General features: G+C 74.7%; 18 protein-coding genes and 4 pseudogenes. 11 read left to right on the top strand and 11 right to left on the bottom strand.

Translation table 11 applies throughout. The features are described 5' to 3' along the window. Nucleotides 1-87: pseudogene (locus tag ABT014_RS20735) on the top strand (transglycosylase family protein); the annotation flags it as partial. Between the two features lie 185 nt (nt 88-272). On the opposite strand, the gene ABT014_RS20730 reads toward ABT014_RS20735, so the two are convergent. Next, nucleotides 273-1,046 (bottom strand): class I SAM-dependent methyltransferase, encoded by a 774-nt coding sequence (locus ABT014_RS20730; protein WP_350640457.1) that lies wholly within the window; start codon nt 1,044-1,046, stop codon nt 273-275. Nucleotides 1,047-1,094: 48 nt separating this feature from the next. After that, the gene (locus ABT014_RS20725; protein ID WP_350640456.1) at nt 1,095-1,523 is read right to left on the bottom strand and encodes a hypothetical protein; all 429 of its coding nucleotides are present in this window, start codon (nt 1,521-1,523) and stop codon (nt 1,095-1,097) included. A gap of 112 nt (nt 1,524-1,635) precedes the next feature. On the opposite strand from ABT014_RS20725, the gene ABT014_RS20720 reads away from it, so the two are divergent. Further along, nucleotides 1,636-2,166 (top strand): GNAT family N-acetyltransferase, encoded by a 531-nt coding sequence (locus ABT014_RS20720; RefSeq protein ID WP_350640455.1) that lies wholly within the window; start codon nt 1,636-1,638, stop codon nt 2,164-2,166. A gap of 12 nt (nt 2,167-2,178) precedes the next feature. Here ABT014_RS20720 and ABT014_RS20715 read toward each other — a convergent pair whose 3' ends face one another. The 3 genes from ABT014_RS20715 to ABT014_RS20705 form a co-directional block, all read right to left on the bottom strand. Beyond that, the gene (locus ABT014_RS20715; protein ID WP_350640454.1) at nt 2,179-2,571 is read right to left on the bottom strand and encodes a hypothetical protein; all 393 of its coding nucleotides are present in this window, start codon (nt 2,569-2,571) and stop codon (nt 2,179-2,181) included. Between the two features lie 111 nt (nt 2,572-2,682). After that, nucleotides 2,683-3,243, bottom strand: a complete 561-nt coding sequence (locus tag ABT014_RS20710) for a dihydrofolate reductase family protein (RefSeq protein WP_350640453.1) — start codon at nt 3,241-3,243, stop codon at nt 2,683-2,685. Between the two features lie 6 nt (nt 3,244-3,249). Continuing rightward, nucleotides 3,250-3,675 (bottom strand): AbfB domain-containing protein, encoded by a 426-nt coding sequence (locus tag ABT014_RS20705; RefSeq protein WP_350640452.1) that lies wholly within the window; start codon nt 3,673-3,675, stop codon nt 3,250-3,252. 240 nt (nt 3,676-3,915) lie between these two features. Between ABT014_RS20705 and ABT014_RS20700 the strand changes: the two genes are divergently transcribed. Beyond that, a complete protein-coding gene (locus tag ABT014_RS20700; protein WP_350640451.1) occupies nt 3,916-4,623 on the top strand; it encodes an RraA family protein in 708 nt (235 codons plus the stop codon). Between the two features lie 21 nt (nt 4,624-4,644). Here ABT014_RS20700 and ABT014_RS20695 read toward each other — a convergent pair whose 3' ends face one another. After that, a complete protein-coding gene (locus tag ABT014_RS20695) occupies nt 4,645-5,430 on the bottom strand; it encodes a GNAT family N-acetyltransferase (RefSeq protein ID WP_350640450.1) in 786 nt (261 codons plus the stop codon). Nucleotides 5,431-5,524: 94 nt separating this feature from the next. On the opposite strand from ABT014_RS20695, the pseudogene ABT014_RS20690 reads away from it, so the two are divergent. After that, a pseudogene (locus tag ABT014_RS20690) lies at nt 5,525-6,763 on the top strand (glycoside hydrolase family 10-like protein); the annotation flags it as partial. Nucleotides 6,764-7,176: 413 nt separating this feature from the next. Then, nucleotides 7,177-8,433 carry a phosphodiester glycosidase family protein gene (locus ABT014_RS20685; protein WP_350640448.1) on the top strand — a complete coding sequence of 419 codons (1,257 nt, stop codon included), beginning with the start codon at nt 7,177-7,179 and terminating at the stop codon, nt 8,431-8,433. A gap of 37 nt (nt 8,434-8,470) precedes the next feature. Here ABT014_RS20685 and ABT014_RS20680 read toward each other — a convergent pair whose 3' ends face one another. After that, the gene (locus ABT014_RS20680; protein WP_350640447.1) at nt 8,471-9,406 is read right to left on the bottom strand and encodes an NADP-dependent oxidoreductase; all 936 of its coding nucleotides are present in this window, start codon (nt 9,404-9,406) and stop codon (nt 8,471-8,473) included. Nucleotides 9,407-9,723: 317 nt separating this feature from the next. Between ABT014_RS20680 and ABT014_RS20675 the strand changes: the two genes are divergently transcribed. After that, entirely contained in the window at nt 9,724-10,335 is a 612-nt protein-coding gene (locus ABT014_RS20675) for an RICIN domain-containing protein (protein ID WP_350640446.1), read from the top strand. 388 nt (nt 10,336-10,723) lie between these two features. Here ABT014_RS20675 and ABT014_RS20670 read toward each other — a convergent pair whose 3' ends face one another. From ABT014_RS20670 to ABT014_RS20655, 4 genes are all read right to left on the bottom strand, one after another. Further along, the gene (locus tag ABT014_RS20670; protein ID WP_350640445.1) at nt 10,724-11,776 is read right to left on the bottom strand and encodes a GntR family transcriptional regulator; all 1,053 of its coding nucleotides are present in this window, start codon (nt 11,774-11,776) and stop codon (nt 10,724-10,726) included. 127 nt (nt 11,777-11,903) lie between these two features. Further along, on the bottom strand, nt 11,904-12,710 hold the full coding sequence (locus ABT014_RS20665) for a potassium channel family protein (RefSeq protein WP_350640444.1): 807 nt from the start codon (nt 12,708-12,710) through the stop codon (nt 11,904-11,906). A gap of 177 nt (nt 12,711-12,887) precedes the next feature. After that, nucleotides 12,888-13,919 carry an extracellular catalytic domain type 2 short-chain-length polyhydroxyalkanoate depolymerase gene (locus ABT014_RS20660; protein WP_350640443.1) on the bottom strand — a complete coding sequence of 344 codons (1,032 nt, stop codon included), beginning with the start codon at nt 13,917-13,919 and terminating at the stop codon, nt 12,888-12,890. Nucleotides 13,920-14,023: 104 nt separating this feature from the next. Beyond that, nucleotides 14,024-14,497 (bottom strand): AMP-binding enzyme, encoded by a 474-nt coding sequence (locus ABT014_RS20655; RefSeq protein WP_502895040.1) that lies wholly within the window; start codon nt 14,495-14,497, stop codon nt 14,024-14,026. 58 nt (nt 14,498-14,555) lie between these two features. Here ABT014_RS20655 and ABT014_RS20650 point away from each other — a divergent pair, with 58 nt between their 5' ends. The 5 genes and pseudogenes from ABT014_RS20650 to ABT014_RS20630 all read left to right on the top strand — a co-directional run bounded on the left by ABT014_RS20650 (nt 14,556) and on the right by ABT014_RS20630 (nt 19,966). Next, nucleotides 14,556-15,209: a TetR/AcrR family transcriptional regulator gene (locus tag ABT014_RS20650; protein WP_350640442.1), complete on the top strand. Its 654-nt coding sequence runs from the start codon at nt 14,556-14,558 to the stop codon at nt 15,207-15,209. 22 nt (nt 15,210-15,231) lie between these two features. Next, entirely contained in the window at nt 15,232-16,719 is a 1,488-nt protein-coding gene (locus ABT014_RS20645; protein WP_350640441.1) for a carboxylesterase/lipase family protein, read from the top strand. 154 nt (nt 16,720-16,873) lie between these two features. Then, nucleotides 16,874-17,584 (top strand): annotated as a pseudogene (locus ABT014_RS20640) (S1 family peptidase); the annotation flags it as partial. A 201-nt stretch (nt 17,585-17,785) separates the two neighbouring features. Further along, nucleotides 17,786-18,514 (top strand): annotated as a pseudogene (locus ABT014_RS20635) (Ig domain-containing protein); the annotation flags it as partial. A gap of 327 nt (nt 18,515-18,841) precedes the next feature. Continuing rightward, on the top strand, nt 18,842-19,966 hold the full coding sequence (locus ABT014_RS20630) for a DegT/DnrJ/EryC1/StrS family aminotransferase (RefSeq protein ID WP_350640440.1): 1,125 nt from the start codon (nt 18,842-18,844) through the stop codon (nt 19,964-19,966). Nucleotides 19,967-20,048: the final 82 nt, after the last annotated feature.

Genomic DNA, 20,048 nt, shown 5'->3' with positions numbered 1-20,048 from the left:
CAGCAGATCAACGTCGCCGAGAAGGTCCTCGCCGCCCAGGGCCCCGGCGCCTGGCCCGTCTGCTCCGTCAAGGCCGGCCTCACCAAGTAAGCACCCAGCCGTACGCACACAGCCGTACGCAGCAGCACCACGCAGGGCCCGCCCCCACCCAGGGGACGGGCCCTCGCCCCGTTCCCGGGACCCGACAACGGGCCGGACCGAAATCCAGGTGCCCCGCGCCCGGACCGCCGGTAGCCTCGCCGCCCTGCGCCCCGACCGCGTGCTGCTGCCGGTCAGGTCCCCGTGACCCGGCCGGCCCGGCGGGCCTCGATCAGGAACCGCGAGGAGTGCGCGACGAACGGGCCCTCGGCCAGGATCTGCTCGTGCAGCTCGCGCAGCCGCTCCCGATGGCCCTCGACCGTGAAGCCCGGCACCGTCCAGATCACCTTCCGCAGGAAGTACACCACCGCGCCGACGTCGTGGAACTCCATCCGCAGCCGCTCCAGGCGCAGGTCGACCACCTCCAGGCCGGCCGCCCGGGCGGCCGCGCTCTCGTCGTCCGGATGCCGCTTGCGCCGGGCCTGGGGCTGCGGCCCGAGGAAGTATTCGACCAGCTCGAACACCGAGGCGGGGCCGACGTGCTGGGCGAAGTACGTCCCGCCCGGGCGCAGCACCCGGGCGATCTCCTCCCACCACACGGTCGCCGGATGACGGCTGGTCACCAGGTCGAAGGCGCCGTCGGCGAACGGCAACGGCGGCTCGTCCGGGTCGGCCACCACGATCGCGCCCAGCGGGTGCAGCAGACGGGTGGCCCGCGCGACGTTCGGCGGCCAGGACTCGGTGGCCACCATCGCGGGCGGCAGCGGCCCGGCGCCGGCCAGCACCTCGCCGCCGCCGGTCTGGATGTCCAGCGCGGCCGAGGCCGCGGCGAGCCGGCCGCCCAGCAGCCGCTGGTAGCCCCAGGACGGGCGCTCCTCGGTGGCCCGCCCGGCCAGCCAGGAGAAGTCCCAGCCGTCCACGGACACCGTGCCGGCCTCCGCCAGCAGGTCGTCGAAGTCAGGTGCCATGCCCACAGTGTCGCCAACGTCCCGGGACAACACACCTGGGCGCCGGCCTCAGGAGTTCTCCAGCGCCTTCGCGCGCAGCGCCGTGAGCAGCGGCAGCACGTCGTCCTCGTCCGCCTCCTCGGTGAAGTTGAGGATGGCGCTGATCACCGACCGGGCGATGTCCGCGGCCGCGCCGTCCGCCGCGTCCGCCGCCCAGGACCGCCAGCTGCGCCCGAGCACCGTGCACATCCGCAGCGACACGTCCGAGCGCATCACCTCCGCGGCGGCCGCCATCGCCTCGGGATCCTCCTCCTCACCGCCGATGCCGAGCGACAGCGCCACCATCGACTTCAGCACCAGGTCCCCGTACTCGGCGACCAGCACCGGAAGCGCGGCCTCCCCGGGGCCCCGCTGGGCCAGCGCGGCCACCGCCGGGCCGTCGTGGCGCCAGGCCGCCTCCAGGGCGGCGAGCGCCCGCAGGATCTCGTCCGGTGTCATCGGGCCACCGTACCGCCGCCGGCCCGGCGGTCGGGCCGCAGCGGGCGGACCCCACCCGGGGGTGTGACGCGCCGATTGTCCTTCCGGGCCCGGTGTTCGACAGGATGGGGTCATGACCGAGATCCTCACCCCCCGACTCCTGCTCCGCCGCTGGCAGGAGGACGACCTCGCCGCCCTCGCGGAGATCAACGCCGACCCGGAGGTGATGCGCGGGGTCGGCGACGGCTCCGTGCTCGACCTGGACGCCACGGCCGAGGAGATGGAGCGCTGGGAGGAGGAGTGGGACGAGGAGGGGTTCGGCGTGTTCGCCGTGGAGCTCCTCGGCTCGGGCGAACTGGCCGGCTGCGCCGGGCTCTCCGTCCCCTGGTACCTGCCCGAGGTGCTGCCCGCGGTGGAGGTCTCCTGGCGGCTCGGCCGGCCGTACTGGGGCCAGGGCTACGCCTCCGAGGCGGCGCACGCGGCGCTGGAGTTCGCCCTGGAGGACCGCGGTCTGGACCGGATCGTGGCCATCGCCAGGGCGGACGACCAGGCCTCGGCGAACGTGATGGGCAAGCTCGGCATGGAGGAGGACCGGGTGACCGCCCACCCCGTGCACGGCCACCCGCTGCGGGTGCACGCCATCGACCTCACCCAGTACGCCTGAGCCCGGCCGCCGTCACTCCGAGGAGCGCCGGGCGAGCGTGGCGCCGCCGTAGACCAGGGCGGCCGTGGACAGCACCAGGCCGACGACCAGCAGCCACACCAGCCCCTTGACCAGCGCACCTATCACCAGCGCGGCGAGGAACCCGAGGACCGCCGCGACCAGCAGGGTCGCCAGGAACAGCGCGGTGGCCGGGGTCATCCGGCGCGGTTCCAGCGGCAGGTTCGGTGACCGCCCGGTGGCGTCCAGCACCGTGTCCACCGCACCCCGGGCCACCTCCCGGGCCAGGCCCGCGGTGCGGCGCAGCCACGACCCGACCGGGGCCGCGGGCCGCCCGGCCCGGCTCCGGTCGGCGCCGGTCCGCTCCTCGCGCACCGCGCCCTCCGCGGTCTCGGACGTCTCTTCCATGGCCCGCTCCTCGCTCCAGCGTCGATGCTCCAGCGGTGATGCCCCAGCGTTGATGCCTCAGCGTTGATGTCGCGCGGCCGGCCGGTGCCGGCCGAGGGCTTCCCGGAGGCCCTAGCGGCGCCGGTGGCGCAGCAGGACGACCCCGTTCCCGAACGTCCGGGTCTCGACCAGCCGCAGGTCGACCCGGGTGCCGGACCCCCGGAACAGCGGCCGCCCGGCGCCGAGCACGACCGGATGCACGTACAGCCGGAACTCGTCCACCAGGTCGTGCCGCAGGAAGGTCTCGGCGAGCACTGCGCCGCCCAGCACCAGGTCGCCGCCGGGCTGCTCCTTGAGGGCCCGCATCTGCTCGGGCACCACCTCCCGGACGACGGTGGTGTTCCAGCCGGCCTCCGACAGGGTCCGGGAGTAGACGATCTTCGGCATCTCCCGCCAGATCGCCGCGAACTCCGCCATCGGCCCGGGGGCCGCCGGATCGGCGTCCGCGGTCGGCCAGAATCCGGCCATCAGCTCGTAGGTGACCCGCCCGCTCAGGAAGGCGCCCATCGCCGCGAGTTCACCGTTGACGTGGCTGTGCAGCTCCTCGTCGACGAGGTGCCAGTCGATCTGCCGTTCCGGGCCCTCGTAGTACCCGTCGACGGAGACCGAACTCCACAGGATGACCCGGCGCACGGGGGCCTACCGGGGCGCGCGCTTGAAGAAGGTGGCGTGCGGCGGGACCCCCGGGCCGTCCGCCGCGCCGAGGCACAGCCGCCCGTCCAGGTGCCGCAGGTAGTGCCCGTCCCGGTGCACCGACCTGAAGGACAGACCGTCGTTGCTGTCCAGCCCCAACTCCAGCTCGAACAGCGACTCCTGGTCGAACAGCTCGGCGTCCTCGGTCCTGGCCGGCCGCTCCTCCAGCACCACCCGGGTGTCGTCCGGCCGCAGGAACCGCCGGGGGAAGTTGGCCGACCGCAGCCGGACCAGGTGCCGGCCCAGATCGACGATCTCGAAGTGGAAGTCCTCCCCGCGGGCCGACTCGAACGCGTCCAGCCCGCCCTCGAAATTCTGGTGGCGGACGAAGAAACCCGGACGGTTCTTCGCCTCCAGCATGGCGACGGTCATGTCGGCACCTCCGGTCGTCTCGGGGTGCGGGATCCCGGCCCGGACAGCGGCGGGTCGCGCCCACCCAAGCTATGCCGCCGGGGTCGCCGCTCCGCACACGGACTGCTCCGATCGGGGTCGGGGACGGGCTGTGCCCGGCCGCCCGATCTGCCAGGGTGGTCGGCGGGCGCCGCGGCGCGACCGGGGCACCGCCCCGCGCGGACGCGGACCCGGACGGCCGAGGACGGAGAGGGAATGCCCGTGGACCAGGAAACGCTTCGACGGCGCTTCGCGTCGCTCACCACCGCGCACCTCGCGGACGCCTGCCTGCGGGCCGCCGTCCCGGTGCGGTGCGCGCCCGCCGCGCTGCGGCCGGTGCTGCCCGGCACCCGGCTGGCAGGACCGGTCCGCCCGGCCCGGCACGTGGGCAGCGTCGACGTGTTCCTGGAGGCGATCGAGAGCGCCGCCCCCGGCGACGTACTGGTGGTCGACAACGGCGGCCGGACGGACGAGGCCTGCGTCGGCGACCTGGTGGTGCTGGAGGCGCAGGCCGCCGGACTGGCCGGGGTGGTGGTCTGGGGGCTGCACCGCGACACCGCCGACATCCGGGAGATCGGCCTGCCGGTGTTCAGCCTCGGCGCGATCCCGACCGGACCGCTGCGCCTGGACCCGCGCCCCGCCGACGCGCTCATCGCCGCCGCCGTCGGCGACCGGACCGTCGGGCCCGCGGACGTGGTCCTCGGCGACGAGGACGGCGTGCTCTTCGTCCCGGCCGACCGCACCGCGCACCTCCTCGACCTCGCCGAGGCCATCCGCGACACCGAGCGCGCCCAGGCCGCGCGGATCCGGGCCGGGGAGCCGCTGCGCCGTCAGGTGCGGTTCGCCGACTACCTGGCGGCCCGGGACCGCGACCCCGCCCTCGGCTTCCGGGAGCACCTGCGCTCGGTCGGCGGGGCGATCGAGGAGTAGCCGGCGGGCCCGCCGCGCGGCTCAGAGCGCGGTGAAGGTGGTCTCGTCGAACTCGGTGACCACGCTGAAGCCCAGCCGCTCGTAGAGCGTCCGGGCCGTCGTGTTGTCGGCCCGGACGTTCAGGCCCACGTGGTCCACGGCCGTCAGCAACTGCCGGCACAGCTCCGCCACGCAGGCGCCCGCCGCACCACGGCCGCGCAGCTGCGGATCGGTCGTCACATTGCCGAGCGCGGCGACCCGCTGGGCGGGCGCGTACACGTGCACCCCGGCGACGGCGACCAGCCGGCCGTCCAGCCGCACGCCCAGGTACCGGCCGCTGTCCAGCATCCGCTCGTCGAACCAGTTGCCCGGATAGCTGCGCGCGAACAGCGCGAGCAGGTCCGGCAGATCGGCGCGGCCGAGCGGCTCGGGCGCCCACCCGCCCCGCGGGTGCCGGTCCGCGCGGGCCGGGTCGGTGAGCTCCATCCGGAGCATGGAGCCGTGCGACCGCGCGGCGTAGGCCGGTTCGAGGAGCTTCGCCGCCCGACCGGGCAGGTGGCCGAGGAAGCGCCGGGGGAGCACCGGCAGCAGGGCCTCCAGCAGCGGCTCCAGCTCCGCCGCCCGCTCGGCGCGGCTGGACGCCAGCAGGGTGGGCACGGCGCCGACCGTGTACAGCAGCGCCACCGGGCCGTCGCCGCCGAGCGTGTACCAGCTGGTGTGCGGCCACAGCAGGTCGTCGAGGTCGCCGAGTTCGAAGAGGTGGAGCGCGGGGTCACGGCGGAACCGGTCCGACAGGGCGGCGCGGTCGTGGAGGCTGAGCAGGGACATCCGGACAGCCTACGCGGCGACGCCCGGGCGGCCCGCGCCGGTGTGTCGGAGCCCGGCCGGGACAGCCGGGCCGGGCAGGGTGGCGGATGTGCAGATGCCGACCCCTCCTGCCGGTCCCCGCCTCCCCGGCCGCCGTGCCGTGCTCCGCTCCGGTCTCGGAGTGGCCGCCGCGGCCCTGCTCGGGGCCGCCGGCCCGGCGGCGGCCGACCAGGCCGGACCACCGGTGCCCTCGCCGCGCGGACTGCGGGGCATGTGGATCGCCTCGGTGGAGAACATCGACTGGCCGGCCGCGCCGGGCCTGTCCGCCGAACGGCTCCGCAGCGACTACCTCGCCCATCTCGACCGGGCCGTGACGCTCGGCCTGAACGCGGTGTTCGTGCAGATCCGCCCGACCGCGGACGCCTTCTGGCCGTCCCCGTACGAGCCGTGGTCCGAGTGGCTGACCGGGACCCAGGGACAGGACCCGGGCTGGGACCCGCTGGCCTTCCTGGTCGAGGCCGCCCACGACCGGGCGCTCGCCTTCCACGCCTGGTTCAACCCGTACCGGGTGTCCAACCGGGCCGACCTCACCACCCTCGTGCCCACCCACCCGGCCCGGCTCCACCCGGAGTGGACGCTGACCTACGGCGGCCGCCGCTACTACGACCCGGGCCGGCCGGAGGTCCGCCGCTTCGTCCAGCGGGCCGTGCTGGACGCCGTCGAACGGTACGAGGTCGACGGCGTCCACCTCGACGACTACTTCTACCCGTACCCGGTCGCCGGTCAGGACTTCCCCGACGACGCCTCGTTCGCCGCGTACGGCGCCACCTTCACCGACCGGGCGGCGTGGCGGCGCCACAACGTGGACACCCTGATCGCCGAACTCGGCGATCAGGTCCGCACCGTCCGGCCGGAGGCGGCCTTCGGCGTCAGCCCGTTCGGCGTGTGGCGCAACGCCGGCAGCGACCCGGAGGGCTCGGCCACCACCGCGCTGCAGTCCTACGACGCGCTGCACGCGGACACCCTGCACTGGGTCCGCAGCGGCTGGCTGGACTACGTCGCCCCGCAGCTGTACTGGCCGATCGGCTTCGCCGCCGCCGACTACGAGGTGCTCGCCCGCTGGTGGGCGGAGCGGACCGCCGGCACCGGCACCGAGCTCTGGATCGGCGAGGCCGTCCACCGGGTCGGGCAGCCCGGCCAGAGCGCGCCGTGGCAGGACCCGCAGGAGCTCTCCCGCCACCTGGCACTGGACGCCACCCTGCCGCAGATCACCGGCACCCTGCTGTTCAGCGCGACCCAGGTGGCCGCGGACCGCCTCGGCGCGGTCGGCCTGCTGGCGGCCGACCACTGGGCGCAGCCCGCACTGCCCCCCGTCCTGCCACGGCTGGCGGCCGCACCCGGCCCGGCCCGTCCGGTGGTCCGGGTGACCGGCTCCGGGCCGGACGGGCTGCGCCTCGACCTGCTCGGCGGCGCCGACGGCACCCCCTTCGCCTTCGCGGTCCACCGCCACGCCGCGCCGCAGACCGGGGCAGGCCTCGGGCCGGCCCGGACGGTCGCCGTCGTCCCCGGCCGGATCGGCCGGTACACCCTGCCGGAGCCCGGCGAGGCATGGCTGCACACGGTGACCGCCGTCGACCGCGCCGCCCGGGAGAGCGCCCCCTGCCCGGTGGCGTAGGCCCGGCCCGGCCCTTGCGCAATGCGGGTGGGGGAACGGGCCGGCGCGCATCACCGGGGGCGCGGCGGTGGAAGGCATCGGCCGTGCGCATCATGAGGGACGGACGACGGTGGCAGCGGCTCGGCGGGCCGGCGGTGACGGCCGTCCTCGTGGCGGCCCTGCTGATGACGGCGGCGCCGCCGAGCCCGGCCGCGGCGGACCCCGAGGGGCTCCGGCTGTCGGGAGGGCCGGTCGAGAGCGTGGCGCCCGGGGTGACGTACCGTCAGGGGACGGTGGAGTCCCGGCGCGGTGCCACCCGGGTCCACCTGGTGACGGTCTACCTGGGCCGGGCCGGGCTCTCCGCGGGCCTGCTGCACGCCGGGGCGGTGGCGGCGCGCGAGCCGGTCGGCCGGCTGGCCGAGCTGAGTGGTGCGGTCGCCGCGGTGAACGGCGACTTCTTCAACATCGAGGAGTCCCAGCACCCCGGCATCGAGCCGACCGGTGCGCCGGTCGGCCCCGAGGTGGAGAACGGGCTGCCGCTCAAGGCAGCCGTCCCGACCGCGCAGCGGTTCGGCGCACCGCCCCCGCCCGGCACCGGGGTGCGGGACGTGCTCGGCGCCACCTTCGACGGCCGGATCGCCCTGGGGCGGCTGACCCTGCACGGCACCGTCCGCCGGGGCGGCGAGGCGGTGCCGCTGGGCGGCCTCAACCAGTACGCGCTGCCGGTCGACGGCATCGGGGCGTTCACCACCGCCTGGGGCCCGGCCTCCCGGGCCCGCGCCGTCTGCGGCACCGACCTGCGCCGGGGCGATCCGTGCAGTGTCGACACCTACGAGGTGACGGTGCGGCGCGGCCGGGTCGCGGAGCGCTCCGAGGCGCCTGGCAGCGGCCGGGTGGCCGAGGATTCGGTGGTCCTGCTCGGCCGCGAGGGCGGCGCCCGCTACCTGCGGACCCTGCGGCCCGGCGACCCGGTCAGCGTCGACCGCCGGCTCGTCGACCGGGCGGGCCGGGCGTTCCGGTGGGCGCTGGGCGCGGCCCCGCTGATGGCCGACGGGCAGCTGCCGGCCGGCCTGGACGACCAGCAGGCGGAGCCCCGGACGGCGGTCGGGGTCGGCGCGGACGGCCGGACCCTGTTCCTGCTGTGCTGCGACGGCCGGGGCGGCGACTCGGCGGGCCTGACCGTGCGGGAGACGGCCAGACTGCTGCGCGGGCTGGGCGCCCGTACCGCCGCCGGGCTTGACGGCGGCGGCTCCTCGACCCTGGTCACCCGTGACGGGCCCGCCGGCCGGGTGGTGGTCCGCAACCACCTGGACGGCGGGCAGCAGCGCCCGGTGCCGAACGGCGTCGGCATCTTCACCACCGGCCGGTAGGCGCTCCGGCGCGCGGTGCCCGGGGTGCCGGGTCGGGTCAGGGGACGGTGACCACGACCTTGCCCCGGATGTGCGTGCCCGCGAAGTCGGCGACGGCCTGCGCGGCCCGCTCGAACGGGTAGCGGGCCCCGACCTCGATCCGCAGCCGGCCGTCGGCGGCCCGCGCCGCCAGGTCCTCCAGATCGCCCGGAGCGGGGTCGAAGGTGCCGATGTAGACCGGGGTCACGTCACCGCCGAGCTGCTCGGGGCCGAACAGCGGCGAGACCAGCCGGCCGCCGGCCCGGGCGGCCCTGGCGCTCGCGGTCAGCCCCTCGCCGCTGTTGACCAGGTCGACCACCACGTCCACGCCGCCCGGGACCAGCGCGCGCGTCGCCGCGACCACGTCCGTCGCGCGGTGGTCGACGGTCTCCGCGGCGCCGAGGCCGCGGATGTAGTCGGCGTCCGGGGCGGTGGCGGTGGCGATCACCCGTGCGCCGAGCGCGGTCGCCAGCTGGACCGCGTACAGGCCGATGCCGCCGGTCGCGCCGATCACCAGGACGCTCTGCCCGGCGCCGACCCCGGCCGCCCGCAGCAGGCAGACGGCGGTCATCCCGGACTCCGGGACGGCGGCGGCGTGGACCGGGTCGAGGTCGGCCGGGCGGTGGGCCAGCCGGGGGCCGACGGTCGCCACCGTGTACTCGGCCACGGACCCGGCCTGGCCGGTGAAGGCGAGCACCGGGTCGCCCGGCGCGTACCCGGTGACCGAGGCGCCCACCGCGGTGACGATCCCGGTGGCGTCCATCCCGATCACCAGCGGGTGCTCGACCGGGAACACCTCCTTCATCGCGCCTGTGATCAGGGAGAGGTCGAGCGGGTTGAGCGCGGCGGCCTCGACCTTGATCACGACCTGGTCCGGTCCGGCCGTGGGCTTCGGGGACTCCTGGACGGCGATCCGGTCGAGCGGCTGGTAGGCGGTGGCGACGAGGGCTCTCACGACGGGCTCCAACGGGCGCGGGGGTGGGTGGGCCCTTCCGTTTCTACGCTGCCGGGGCCCCGTCCCCGGGGAGGCCGACCGACCCGGCGGTGTACGCGACACGGACGGCGGCAGCCGGGCCGGAGAAAGGATTCGCCCCGTCAGCCGGTGCGGAATTCGTGTGACGCTGCATCAGATCGTTTGCAGGCGATCATGATTGATTTCGCCGAGGATTCGTCTTATGACTGTCATTCTATTTTGCACCCCCTTGTCCGGGGCATTGTCGGCTCACTAAAGTCGTACACAGAGCGTCACTGCGACGAATTGAGGAAAGCACCATGCGCAGCAACCGGTTCGGATTCGCCCTGCTCGCCGGCGCGAGCGCGCTCGCACTGGGCGCGGCGGCGGCCCAGGCCACCCCGAGCGAGCCCGTTCCCGCGGCGGCGGCAGCCGTCTCCGCCAGCCCGCAGCCGCCGGCCGTGGGCAGTGCCGGGCCGGCCGGCCTGGCCCCGTCGGCGGCCGCGGTGACCTACCGCACCGCGAAGTTCACCAACAACCACGGTGGGAAGTGCCTCGACGGCGACCTGAACACCATCAACAACGACGGTGCCAAGGTGCAGCTCTGGGGCTGCAACGGCTGGGACAACCAGAGCTGGATCTGGACCCCGGTGTCCGGCCAGCCGATCGGCTACTACACGATCCAGAACGGCCACGGCGGCAAGTGTCTGGACGGCGACCTGAACACCATCAACAACGACGGTGCCAAGGTGCAGCTCTGGGGCTGCAACGGCTGGGACAACCAGATGTGGATCTGGTCCGGCACCACCCTGCGGAACGCGCACGGTGGCAAGTGTCTGGACGGCGATCTGAACACCATCAACAACGACGGTGCCAAGGTGCAGCTCTGGGGCTGCAACGGCTGGGACAACCAGGCGTGGACCTGGCACTGACCCCGGTCCGCCCGGCCCGGGGTCACCCGTCCTGACCCCTGACCGACCGGGCTCCGCGGGGGCCGGCCCCGGGCCGCCGCTTGCGAGCGGATCCGGTCCGGGGCATGCTGGAGGCAGCTGATCAGCACGCTCCGCCGATGCGGAGCCGCCCCGGCGGCGAAGACGCGCATGCCCCGAGGCCGATCGCTCCGGACAGCCGGAGCAGGGCCGGTACGACGGCGAAAGCCCGGACCAAGCCGGCCAGGGCCGCTGTCACGGCCCGCACACCTCTCCCCTCAAGCGGAGACTCGAAGGCCCGGCCACGTGGCCGGGCCTTCACCGTGCCGGCGGGCCGTGCCGGCCGCCCACCTGGCGGCAGCGCCCGGCCGGGTCTTCACCGGGTCTGCCTTCACCGGGCCGGCCGCACCCGGTCGCCGTCCAGCGCGGCGGGCCCGCCCAGCTGGAACCGGCCCCGCCACGCCCGGACCAGCGCGGCGGAGACCTCGAGCTCCCGGGCCACCTGCTCGACCGAGGCCCGCCCGCAGGCCAGCACGATCCTGGCCCGCAGGGCCAGGCCCCGGTCGGGGCTGCCGCACGTGGCCCAGCCGCGCAGCGTGCCGAGTTCGGCCAGGGACAGGCGCAGTACGGGCGCCGTCGACGGTCGAGGCCCGTGCGCCGGCTCGGGGCGCGCCGGGTAGCTGAGGCTCACCCCGTGCGCCGCGGCCTCGAACTCCGTCACCACCACCGCCAGGCCCTGCTGGTCGGTGACGGTCCGCCGGATCGTCAGGGTGCAGGGCGAGCCGGCCGGGTGGTGGTCGGCCCCGCCCGGGCAGCTCAGGTGGATGCCGTCCGAGGTCTGGACCCGCAGCCCGGCCATGGCGGTCCAGGCGAACAGGTCGCCCAGGTCGGCGGGCGCGCCGTCCGGACGCCGCGCCGACCCGGCCGCCGCGGCCAGCGCCGCCAACTGCGGCACCCGGGCGACCAAGGCGGGCGCGAACCAGGAGCGCGAGCACTGGGCGAGGCCGCCGTCCGGCTGGCGCACCTCGTGACGGTAGGTCAGCGTGCGGGTGCCGGCCGGCAGTCCCAGGGCCCGGGCGGCGACCGGGGGTGCCGCCCCCGTCCGCAGCAGCCCCGCCGCGGTCGCCGACCTGCCTGGGTGCAGCAGCAGGCCGGGGAACCCCTCGCCCGGCCCGCGGCCGAGCGGGCGGGGCGCCGCCGGGCGCCGGTTCGGCCCCGCGAGCACGTAGGTGCCCAACAGGTCGCCCAGGGCCAGCCCCTGGTCGCACAGGTGCCGCAGCGCGGCGCGCGCGGTCTGGCGGTGGACGCCGTACCGGGCGGCCAGCCCGCGTTCGGAGGGGAGGTTGCGACCCGGCGGGTACGCCCCCTCCAGGATGGCGCGGCGCAGGTCGGCCGCGATGCTCAGATAGGCGGGCGCGGTGCGCTCCGTGTGCTGTTCGGCCATGCCGAGGAGACCCCCACTGGTCGCCACTCGCGATACCTCGTCACTGTGCTGCGCCAGCATAGGGCACTGGTCTGGACCAATCTGCGAGGTGTGGTGAAGCGGCGGTGAGGGGATGGCGCGTACCCGCTCAGGCGGGTTCGGCGACCGGCTGCGGCTGCGGCTGCGGCTGCGGGGCCGGTTCCGGGGTCGCGGCGTCCGGAGCGTCGGCGCCGCGCGGTTCGACGGCCCCCAGTGCGGTGAGCTGGGCGCGCAACTCCCGTACCTCCGCCGTGAGATCGAGGATGGCGCGGTGGTTGACGTGGTCGAGACGGTCCTCCGCCTCGAAGCGGGAGACGAACCAGGCCGCGATGTTCGCGGTCACCACACCCAGCAGGGCGATGCCGGAGAGCATCAGCGCCACCGCCAGCAGTCGGCCGAGGCCGGTGGTCGGGGTGAGGTCGCCGTAGCCGACCGTGGTCATGGTGGTGAAGGACCACCAGAGCGCGTCGTCCAGGGTGCGGATGGTCGCGGTGGGGGAGGAACGTTCGATCTCCAGCACCGCCAGCGACCCGAACACCAGCAGCCCGAGCGCGGCACCCGCCACGTAGGTGGTCAGCCTGACCTGGGAGGCCATCCGGACCCGGCGGCCGGCCAGCATCAGGGTCGACATCAGGCGCAGCAGCCGCAGCGGTTGCACCAGCGGCAGCAGCACCGAGGCGAGGTCGAGCGGGCTGTTGCGGACGAACTGCCAGCGCCGCTCGGCGAGCACCAGCCTGGTCCCGTAGTCGGCGGCGAAGGCGGCCCAGACCCCCAGCTCGACCCAGGCCGCGCCGCGCAGCAGCCGTTCGTCCGCCTCCGGGTACAGGATCGGCACCGCGTACGCGACCGCGAAGACCACGGACAGGGCGATCAGGGGGGTCTGAGTGTGGCGCTCCCAGCGTTCACGGCGCGTCATCGCTCGCTGCTCTCCCGGGGTGTGACGGAGAAGGGTGACAGCAGCCAGGCTAGAGGTGCCGGCGCACCGGCGCGCGCGGCCGGCCCGCCCGGTGGCGGTGCACGGCCGCGCGCGTGGTGCGACGGGATCGCGGACGGAGGGTCGGGCGGAGGGTCGGGCGGGGTGTCGGTCGGGGGATCAGGCGCCGAGGGTGTGGACCATGGCGGTGATGGCCCGCAGCTGCGGGGCGTCCTTCACGGCGAAGTCGTGGCCGGTGTAGCCGAACCAGTCCCAGCAGCCCTGGGGGTTGATCGGGATGAGGCTGGAGACGGCCTGGGGGTAGAGGACCACCAGGTGGTTGGTGTCGGCGTAGGTGTCGAGATTGCCGCGCCGCGGGAAGAGGTCGCCGAGCAGGTACTGCCCGGAGAGGCAGCCGTGCAGTGCGACGACGAGCTTGCAGGGCTGACCGGCGGCGCAGGCGGGCGGGGTGTAGAGCATTCCGGTGTCGTCCATGCTCAGGTCGGCGGCCCGGCCGCCGGGGGTGTAGCGGTTCTGGTCGAAGTGGGTGAGGCTGCCGGCGGGTGCGCCGTAGTTGGCCGGGTCGACCCGGCCGAGCCAGTGGGTGAGCATCTCGCGCTGCGGGTCGTCACCGCAGTCGTTCACGAACGGCGGCAGGGTGAGCCCGCACGGCACCACGCCCTGGGGGCTCGGCCAGGAGTGCCCGGCCCAGTCCCCGTCGTGGTAGCGGACGTCGGCGCCGAAGTCCCGGTAGAACGCGACGCCGGAGTCGGAGACCAGCGGATTGACGACCGGGTCGAGGCGGCCGTGGTAGACGTAGACCGGCTTGCCGGCGAGGTTGGCGACCGGGTCGATGCGGCCCTGGCGGGCCCAGTCGACGGTCTGCTGTTCGAGGTCCGGCAGGCCGTGGCCGACCAGGCAGAGCGCGGCGTCCACGACGTTGCCCTGGCCGCAGTCGTACGGGCCGGCGGCGACGATGCCCGCGCCGTCGAAGGTGCCGGAGTAGGCGACCTGGAGCTGGGTGGCCAGGAAGCCGCCGGAGGAGACGCCGGTGACGTAGGCGGCCGTCAGGTTGAGGTGCGGGAGCCCCGGTACGGCCTCGGCGGCCCGGGCGGGGGCGACCGGCCCGAGCGCGGCCAGGGCGGTGGCGGCGGCCAAGGCGGCCGCCTTCTTGAGCGTGCGGGACAGGCGGGGCAGGGCGCGGAACACCATGGAGCACTCCGTGGGGTGGGTGGGGTTGGGGTGCCGTGCGGGTGGTGCGGTTCCTGTCGTCGCGAGGGGCGCGGCGGCAGTGGTCCGTGCGGGGCCCGGTCCGCTCAGGCCCCGGGGGCGCCGGTCGGGGCCGGGCCGGTCGGGAAGGGCAGTTCGTGCTTGAGGATCTTGCCGGTCGGGCCCTTGGGCAGGCTGTCGGCGATCCGGACGACCCGGGGGTACTTGTACGGGGCCACCTGGTCCTTGACGAACTGCCGGATCTCCTCGGTGGTGGCGCTGCTCCCGGGGCGCAGGGCGACCACCGCGGCGACCTCCTGGCCGTGCAGCGGGTGCGGGAGTCCGATCACGGCGGCCTCGGCGACGGCCGGGTGCTCGTACAGCTCCTCGATCTCGCGCGGGTAGACGTTGAAGCCGCCGCGGACGATCAGGTCCTTGGCGCGGTCGACGATCCTGAAGTACCCGTCCGGGCCCGGGTCCCGAGGTCGGCTCCATTCGGGTGGATCCGCCTTCCAACCAATCGATTGGTTGGAAGGCGGCGGCGTAGGGAGTACGATCCAGCTCCATTGCCACCGTGTCAACCAATCGATCGGTTGGAATCTCGGCGCCCCGCGCGCCACCGTCCCAGGAGGAAACCGTATGGAGCACCCCGGTTGGGACCCGCGCCGCGCCGCGGCGGTCGAGGCGGACCTGCCCGAGGGCGTCACCCCGCCCGGCACCCGGGGCCGCATCCTGCAGGAGGCGCTCGGCCTGTTCGCCGAGGCCGGGTTCGCCGGCACCTCGATCCGGCAGATCGGTGCCGCCGTGGGCATCAACTCCGCCACCCTGTACGCGCACTACCCCTCCAAGGAGCACGTGCTGGCCCACCTCGTGCAGATCGGCCACGAGGAGATGCACACCCGGCTGGCCGAAGCCCTGGAGAACAGCCGGGACGCCGGACCGGCCGCGCAGCTGAGCGCCCTGGTGCGCGCGCACGCCGACCTCCACAGCCGGTTCCCGCTGCTGGCGATCGTCACCGACAGCGAGATCCACTCCCTGTCACCGGAGTTGGCCGGGCCGGCCCTTCAGCTGCGGCACGCCTGCTGGCAGTTGCTCCTGGCGGTGATCGAACGCGGCCTCGCCAACGGCGTGTTCACCGTCCCCGATCCGCTGCTCGCAGCCACGGCGATCAGCGCCATGGGCGTCCGGGTGGCGCACTGGTTCGGCCCCGACCAGCCGTACACCCGTGAGCAGGTCGCGGACGCGCACAGCGAGTTCGCCCTGCGGATCCTCGGCGCCCGTGCCGACCGCTGACCGAGCGAGGAGGAGCGCCGGCATGCACGCAGTCGTCCGCACCGAGCAGGGCGCGCTCCGCGGGGCCCGTGGCCCCGACGGTGTCGCCGTCTTCCGCAACATCCCGTACGCGGCGCCGCCGGTCGGCCCGCTCCGCTTCCTGCCCCCGCAGCCGCCCGCCCGCTGGGCCGGGGAGCGCGAGGCCGGTGCCGCCGGGCCCACCGCACCGCAGGTTCCGTACGCCCCGCCGCTGGACGCCCTGCTGCCGGAGACCACCGTCCCGGGCGACGACTACCTCAACCTGAACGTCTGGACCCCGGACCCGGGCGCCCGCCTCCCCGTGCTGGTCTGGCTGCACGGGGGCGCCTTCACCAACGGCTCCGGCTCGCTGCCGATGTACGACGGCCACGCGCTCGCCCGGGAGGGCGTCGTGGTGGTCACCCTCAACTACCGGCTCGGGGCCGAGGGCTTCCTCGACCTGCCCGGCGTCACGCCCAACCGCGGCCTGCTCGACCAGGTCGCCGCACTCACCTGGGTGCGGGACAACATCGCCGGCTTCGGTGGCGCCTGCGACAACGTCACGCTGTTCGGCCAGTCCGCCGGAGCCATGAGCATCGCCGCGCTGCTCGCCGTTCCGCCGGCCCGGGGTCTGTTCCGCCGGGCGATCCTGCAGAGCGGAGCGGCCCACCACACCCACGGCCGGCCCACCGCCGACCTGGTCCGGGCCCGGCTGGCCGAGGCCCTCGGGGTCGAACCCACCCCCGGGGCGATCGGCGCGGTGCCGGTCGAGGCGCTGCTCGCCGCGCAGCAGCAGCTCCGGGCGGCCGTCACCGCGCAGCCCGACCCCGAACGGTGGGGCGAGGTCGCGCTCAACCTGATGCCGTTCGAGCCGGTGGTGGACGGCGAGATCCTGCGGCAGGACCCGCTGGCGGCCGTGCGGGCCGGATCGGCGGCCGGGATCGACCTGCTCATCGGCACCACCACCGAGGAGTTCCACCTCTACCTCGCCCCCACCGCCCTGCTCGACGCCGTCCCCGAGGCCGCCCTGCCTCACCTCGCCGCCCGCTACGGGCTGCCGCGCGAGGGTCTCGCGGTCTACCGCGCCGGCAGGCCGGGCGCCTCGCCGGGGGAGCTGGCCGCCGCGGTCGCCACCGACTGGTTCTACCGGATCCCCGCCGTCCGCCTCGCCGAGGCGCATGCCCGGCACCGTTCCGGCGCCACCTACCTCTACGAGTTCGGCTGGCCCTCGCCCGCCTTCGACGGCCGGCTAGGTGCCTGCCACGCCGTCGAGGTCCCCTTCGTCTTCGGCGCCCTGCACCGCCCCGAGCTCGCCCCCCTGCTCGGCGACGCGCCCCCGCAGCACCTCGCCGACGCGGTCCGCACGGCCTGGGCCTCCTTCGCCGCCACCGGTGACCCCGGCTGGACGCCGTACCGGCCCGGACGGCGCGCCACCCGGCAGCTCGACGCCCACCCCCGGACCGTCCTGGACCCCCGGGCGGCGGAGCGCGCGGCCTGGGACGGCCGCCGCTGAGCGACCGGTTCCCGTCGATCCCCCGTCCCGCCGTCCGGAGACCGTTCCGGGCGGCGAGCCGGTTCGGGCGGGTTGCTCCGTGTCCGAAGTCTCGGGGGAGGCTGACGGGCCGTCGGCCGGAATCGGTCGGGGTCCGACCACGGATTCTGTCCGGATGGTTGACCGTGTTGAAGTGACCATGGCAGTTTCGTGCGGCCCGGGTGTCGGCAACCAGTCGTACGCCCGGCGATCCCCCACAAGGAGACCCATGTTCAAGGGACTTGCCGCCGGCATCGGCACGGCCGCGGTCGTCGCGGGCGCGCTCACCGCCGTGGCCACGCCCGCGCAGGCCGTCCAGGCAGGAGATCTGACGGCCACCATCGCGCTGAGCAACTGCTCGGCCTCGCTGGTGCGTTACCCCTCCTCGGTCGACACCGACCGAGCCCTGATGCTGACCAACGGGCACTGCCTGCCGACCATGCCGTCGGCCGGCCAGGTGATCCAGAACACCACCGCGAGCCGCTCCGGCACCCTGCTCAACGGCGCGGGCACGGCCCTCGGCACCGTCCAGGCGGACAAGGTGCTCTACGCCACCATGACCGGCACCGACGTCGCGCTCTACCAGCTGACCGACACCTACGGGTCCATCAGCACCAAGTACGGCAGCACCGCGCTGACGATCAGTGACACCCACCCGGTCGACGGCTCGTCGATGTTCATACCTTCCTCGTACTGGAAGCAGACCTGGAACTGCTCGATCAACGGGTTCGTCGACACCCTGCGCGAGGACCAGTGGACCTGGCACGACTCGCTGCGCTACAGCACCGGCTGCAACACCACGCACGGGACCTCGGGTTCGCCGATCGTCGACGCCGCCAGCAAGCGGATCGTCGGCATCAACAACACCGGCAACGACGACGGTGAGATGTGCACCCTCAACAACCCGTGCGAGGTGGCGGCCGACGGCACCACCAAGGTCACCAAGGGCCAGAGCTACGGTGAGGAGACCTACTGGTTCACCACCTGCCTGGGCACCAACCGGGCGATCGACCTCAGCGTCAGCGGCTGCCTGCTCACCAAGCCGGCCGGCAGCAGCGTCTCGGTGACCAACCCGGGCGGCCAGAGCACCCAGGTCAACACCGCGGTCAACCTGCAGCTCTCGGCCACCGGTGGCACCGCCCCGCTCACCTGGTCGGCCACCGGCCTGCCGGCCGGCCTGTCGATCAACGCCTCCACCGGCAAGATCACCGGTACCCCGACCACCGCGGGCAGCTCCAACGTCACCGTCACCGCGAAGGACGCCGCCAACAGGACCGGCTCCGCCGCGTTCACCTGGACGGTCACCAGCACCGGCGGCACCTGCACCCCGGCGCAGCTGCTCGGCAACGCGGGCTTCGAGACCGGCTCCGCCGCGCCGTGGACCACCAGCTCCGGTGTGGTCGACAGCAGCTCCTCCCAGGCCTCGCACTCCGGCTCCTGGAAGGCCTGGCTGAACGGCTACGGCTCCACCCACACGGACTCGGCCGCCCAGGCGGTGACCATCCCGGCGGGCTGCCACGCCACCCTCAGCTACTGGCTGCACATCGACACCGCGGAGACCAGCACCACCTCCGCCTACGACAAGCTGACCGTGACGGTCAACGGCACCACGGTCGCCACCTACTCGAACCTCAACAAGGCCACCGGCTACGCCCAGAAGACCGTCGACCTGTCGGCCTACGCCGGCCAGTCGGTGACCCTGAAGTTCAACGGCGTCGAGGACTCCTCGCTGCAGACGAGCTTCGTGATCGACGACACCGCGATCCAGACCAGCTGACCCCGGCTCGGTGAAGAAGGGCCCGGCAGCCACGGCTGCCGGGCCTTCCGCGTTCCGGCCCGAGGGCCCGCGCCACCCGGGTGGGTCAGTGGGCGGCGTGCGGGGCGGAACTCCGCCCGACCGGCCGCATCCGGCGGTGGGGCGGAGGTGGCGGACGGGGGACGGGAGGCCCGGTGGGCCGGGTGGGGGAGGGCCGTTCGGTGGGTGGGAGGCGATCGGCTGGGCCGGACGGGCGGTGGTGGCGCGCCGGGGGCGGGGTGATCGCGCTAGCGTGAGGGGTCGGATTTGTCCGGTATCGGGCATTCGTCTCTCTGCTGGAGGTGGCACGTGGGGGTTCCCGCGGCGCGAATCGTGTTCGACGAGGACGACCGGACGGCGGTCGCCGACGCGGTGACGGAGATCCTGTCCACCGGGAACCTCACCCTGGGCCCGTGGACGCAGCGGTTCGAGGAGGCCTTCGCGGCAGAGCACGGCGCCACCCACGCCGTCGCCGTCTCCAGCGGCACCGCCGCCCTCGAGATCCTGCTGCGCACCGTCGGGGTCAACGACCGCGACGTGGTCGTCCCGGCGGTCACGTTCTACGCCACCGCCGGCGCCGTGCTGCACGCCGGTGGCCGCCCGGTCGTCGCCGACGTGGACGCCGCCACCCTCGCGCTCAGCGCCGCGACCGTCGAGGCCGCGCTGACCCCCGCCACGGCCGCCGTCGTGCTGGTGCACATCGGCGGGCTGATCACCCCCGAGGTGGACGCGATCCGGCAGCTGTGCGACGCCCGCGGCATCGCGCTGGTCGAGGACGCGGCGCACGCCCACGGCAGCAGCTACGCGGGCCGCGCGGCCGGCACCTTCGGCCGGGCCGGCGCCTTCTCGTTCTACCCGACCAAGGTCATCACCAGCGGCGAGGGCGGGATGATCCTCACCGAGTCGTCCGAGGTCCGCGACGAGGCCCGGATCTACCGGGACCAGGGCAAGGGCTCGTTCGGCACCAACCACCACGTGCGGCTCGGTGCCGCCTGGCGGATGAGCGAACTGCACGCCGCGGTCGGCAGCGTCCACCTGCGCCGGCTCAAGGAGTTCACCGAGAACCGCCGGCGGGTCGCCCGCCGCTACGACACGGCGCTCGCCGCACTCGACGGCCTGACGGCGCTGCCGGAGCCGAGCGGCTGCCGCAGCAACTACTACAAGTACGTCGCGCTGCTGCCGCGTGGCACCGACCGGGCCCGCTTCAAGCAGGAGGTGTCCGAGCGGTTCGGCGTCCGGCTCTCCGGCGAGGTCTACGACCTGCCGCTGCACCAGCAGCCCGTGCTGGCGCCCTACCGCGCCGGAGCGCTGCCGGTCGCCGAGGACGTGTGCGCCCGCCAGATCTGCCTGCCGGTGCACAGCGACATGACCGAGGGCGAGATCGACCAGGTCGTCGAGGCCGTCGCGAGCGTCCACCGCGACCTGGCCGGATGAGCCGGCGGCACCGGCCCGGGCGGCCGGCCCCCGGCGAGGCGACGCACCGGAAGGACACCACGAACGGGATGGACGGGACGAA

Origin of the sequence: Kitasatospora sp. NPDC094015, assembly GCF_040304075.1 — a bacterium.
Lineage (GTDB): Bacteria > Actinomycetota > Actinomycetes > Streptomycetales > Streptomycetaceae > Kitasatospora.
Note: the sequence above shows the minus strand (reverse complement) of the source record. Positions and strands in the feature narration are given on the sequence as shown.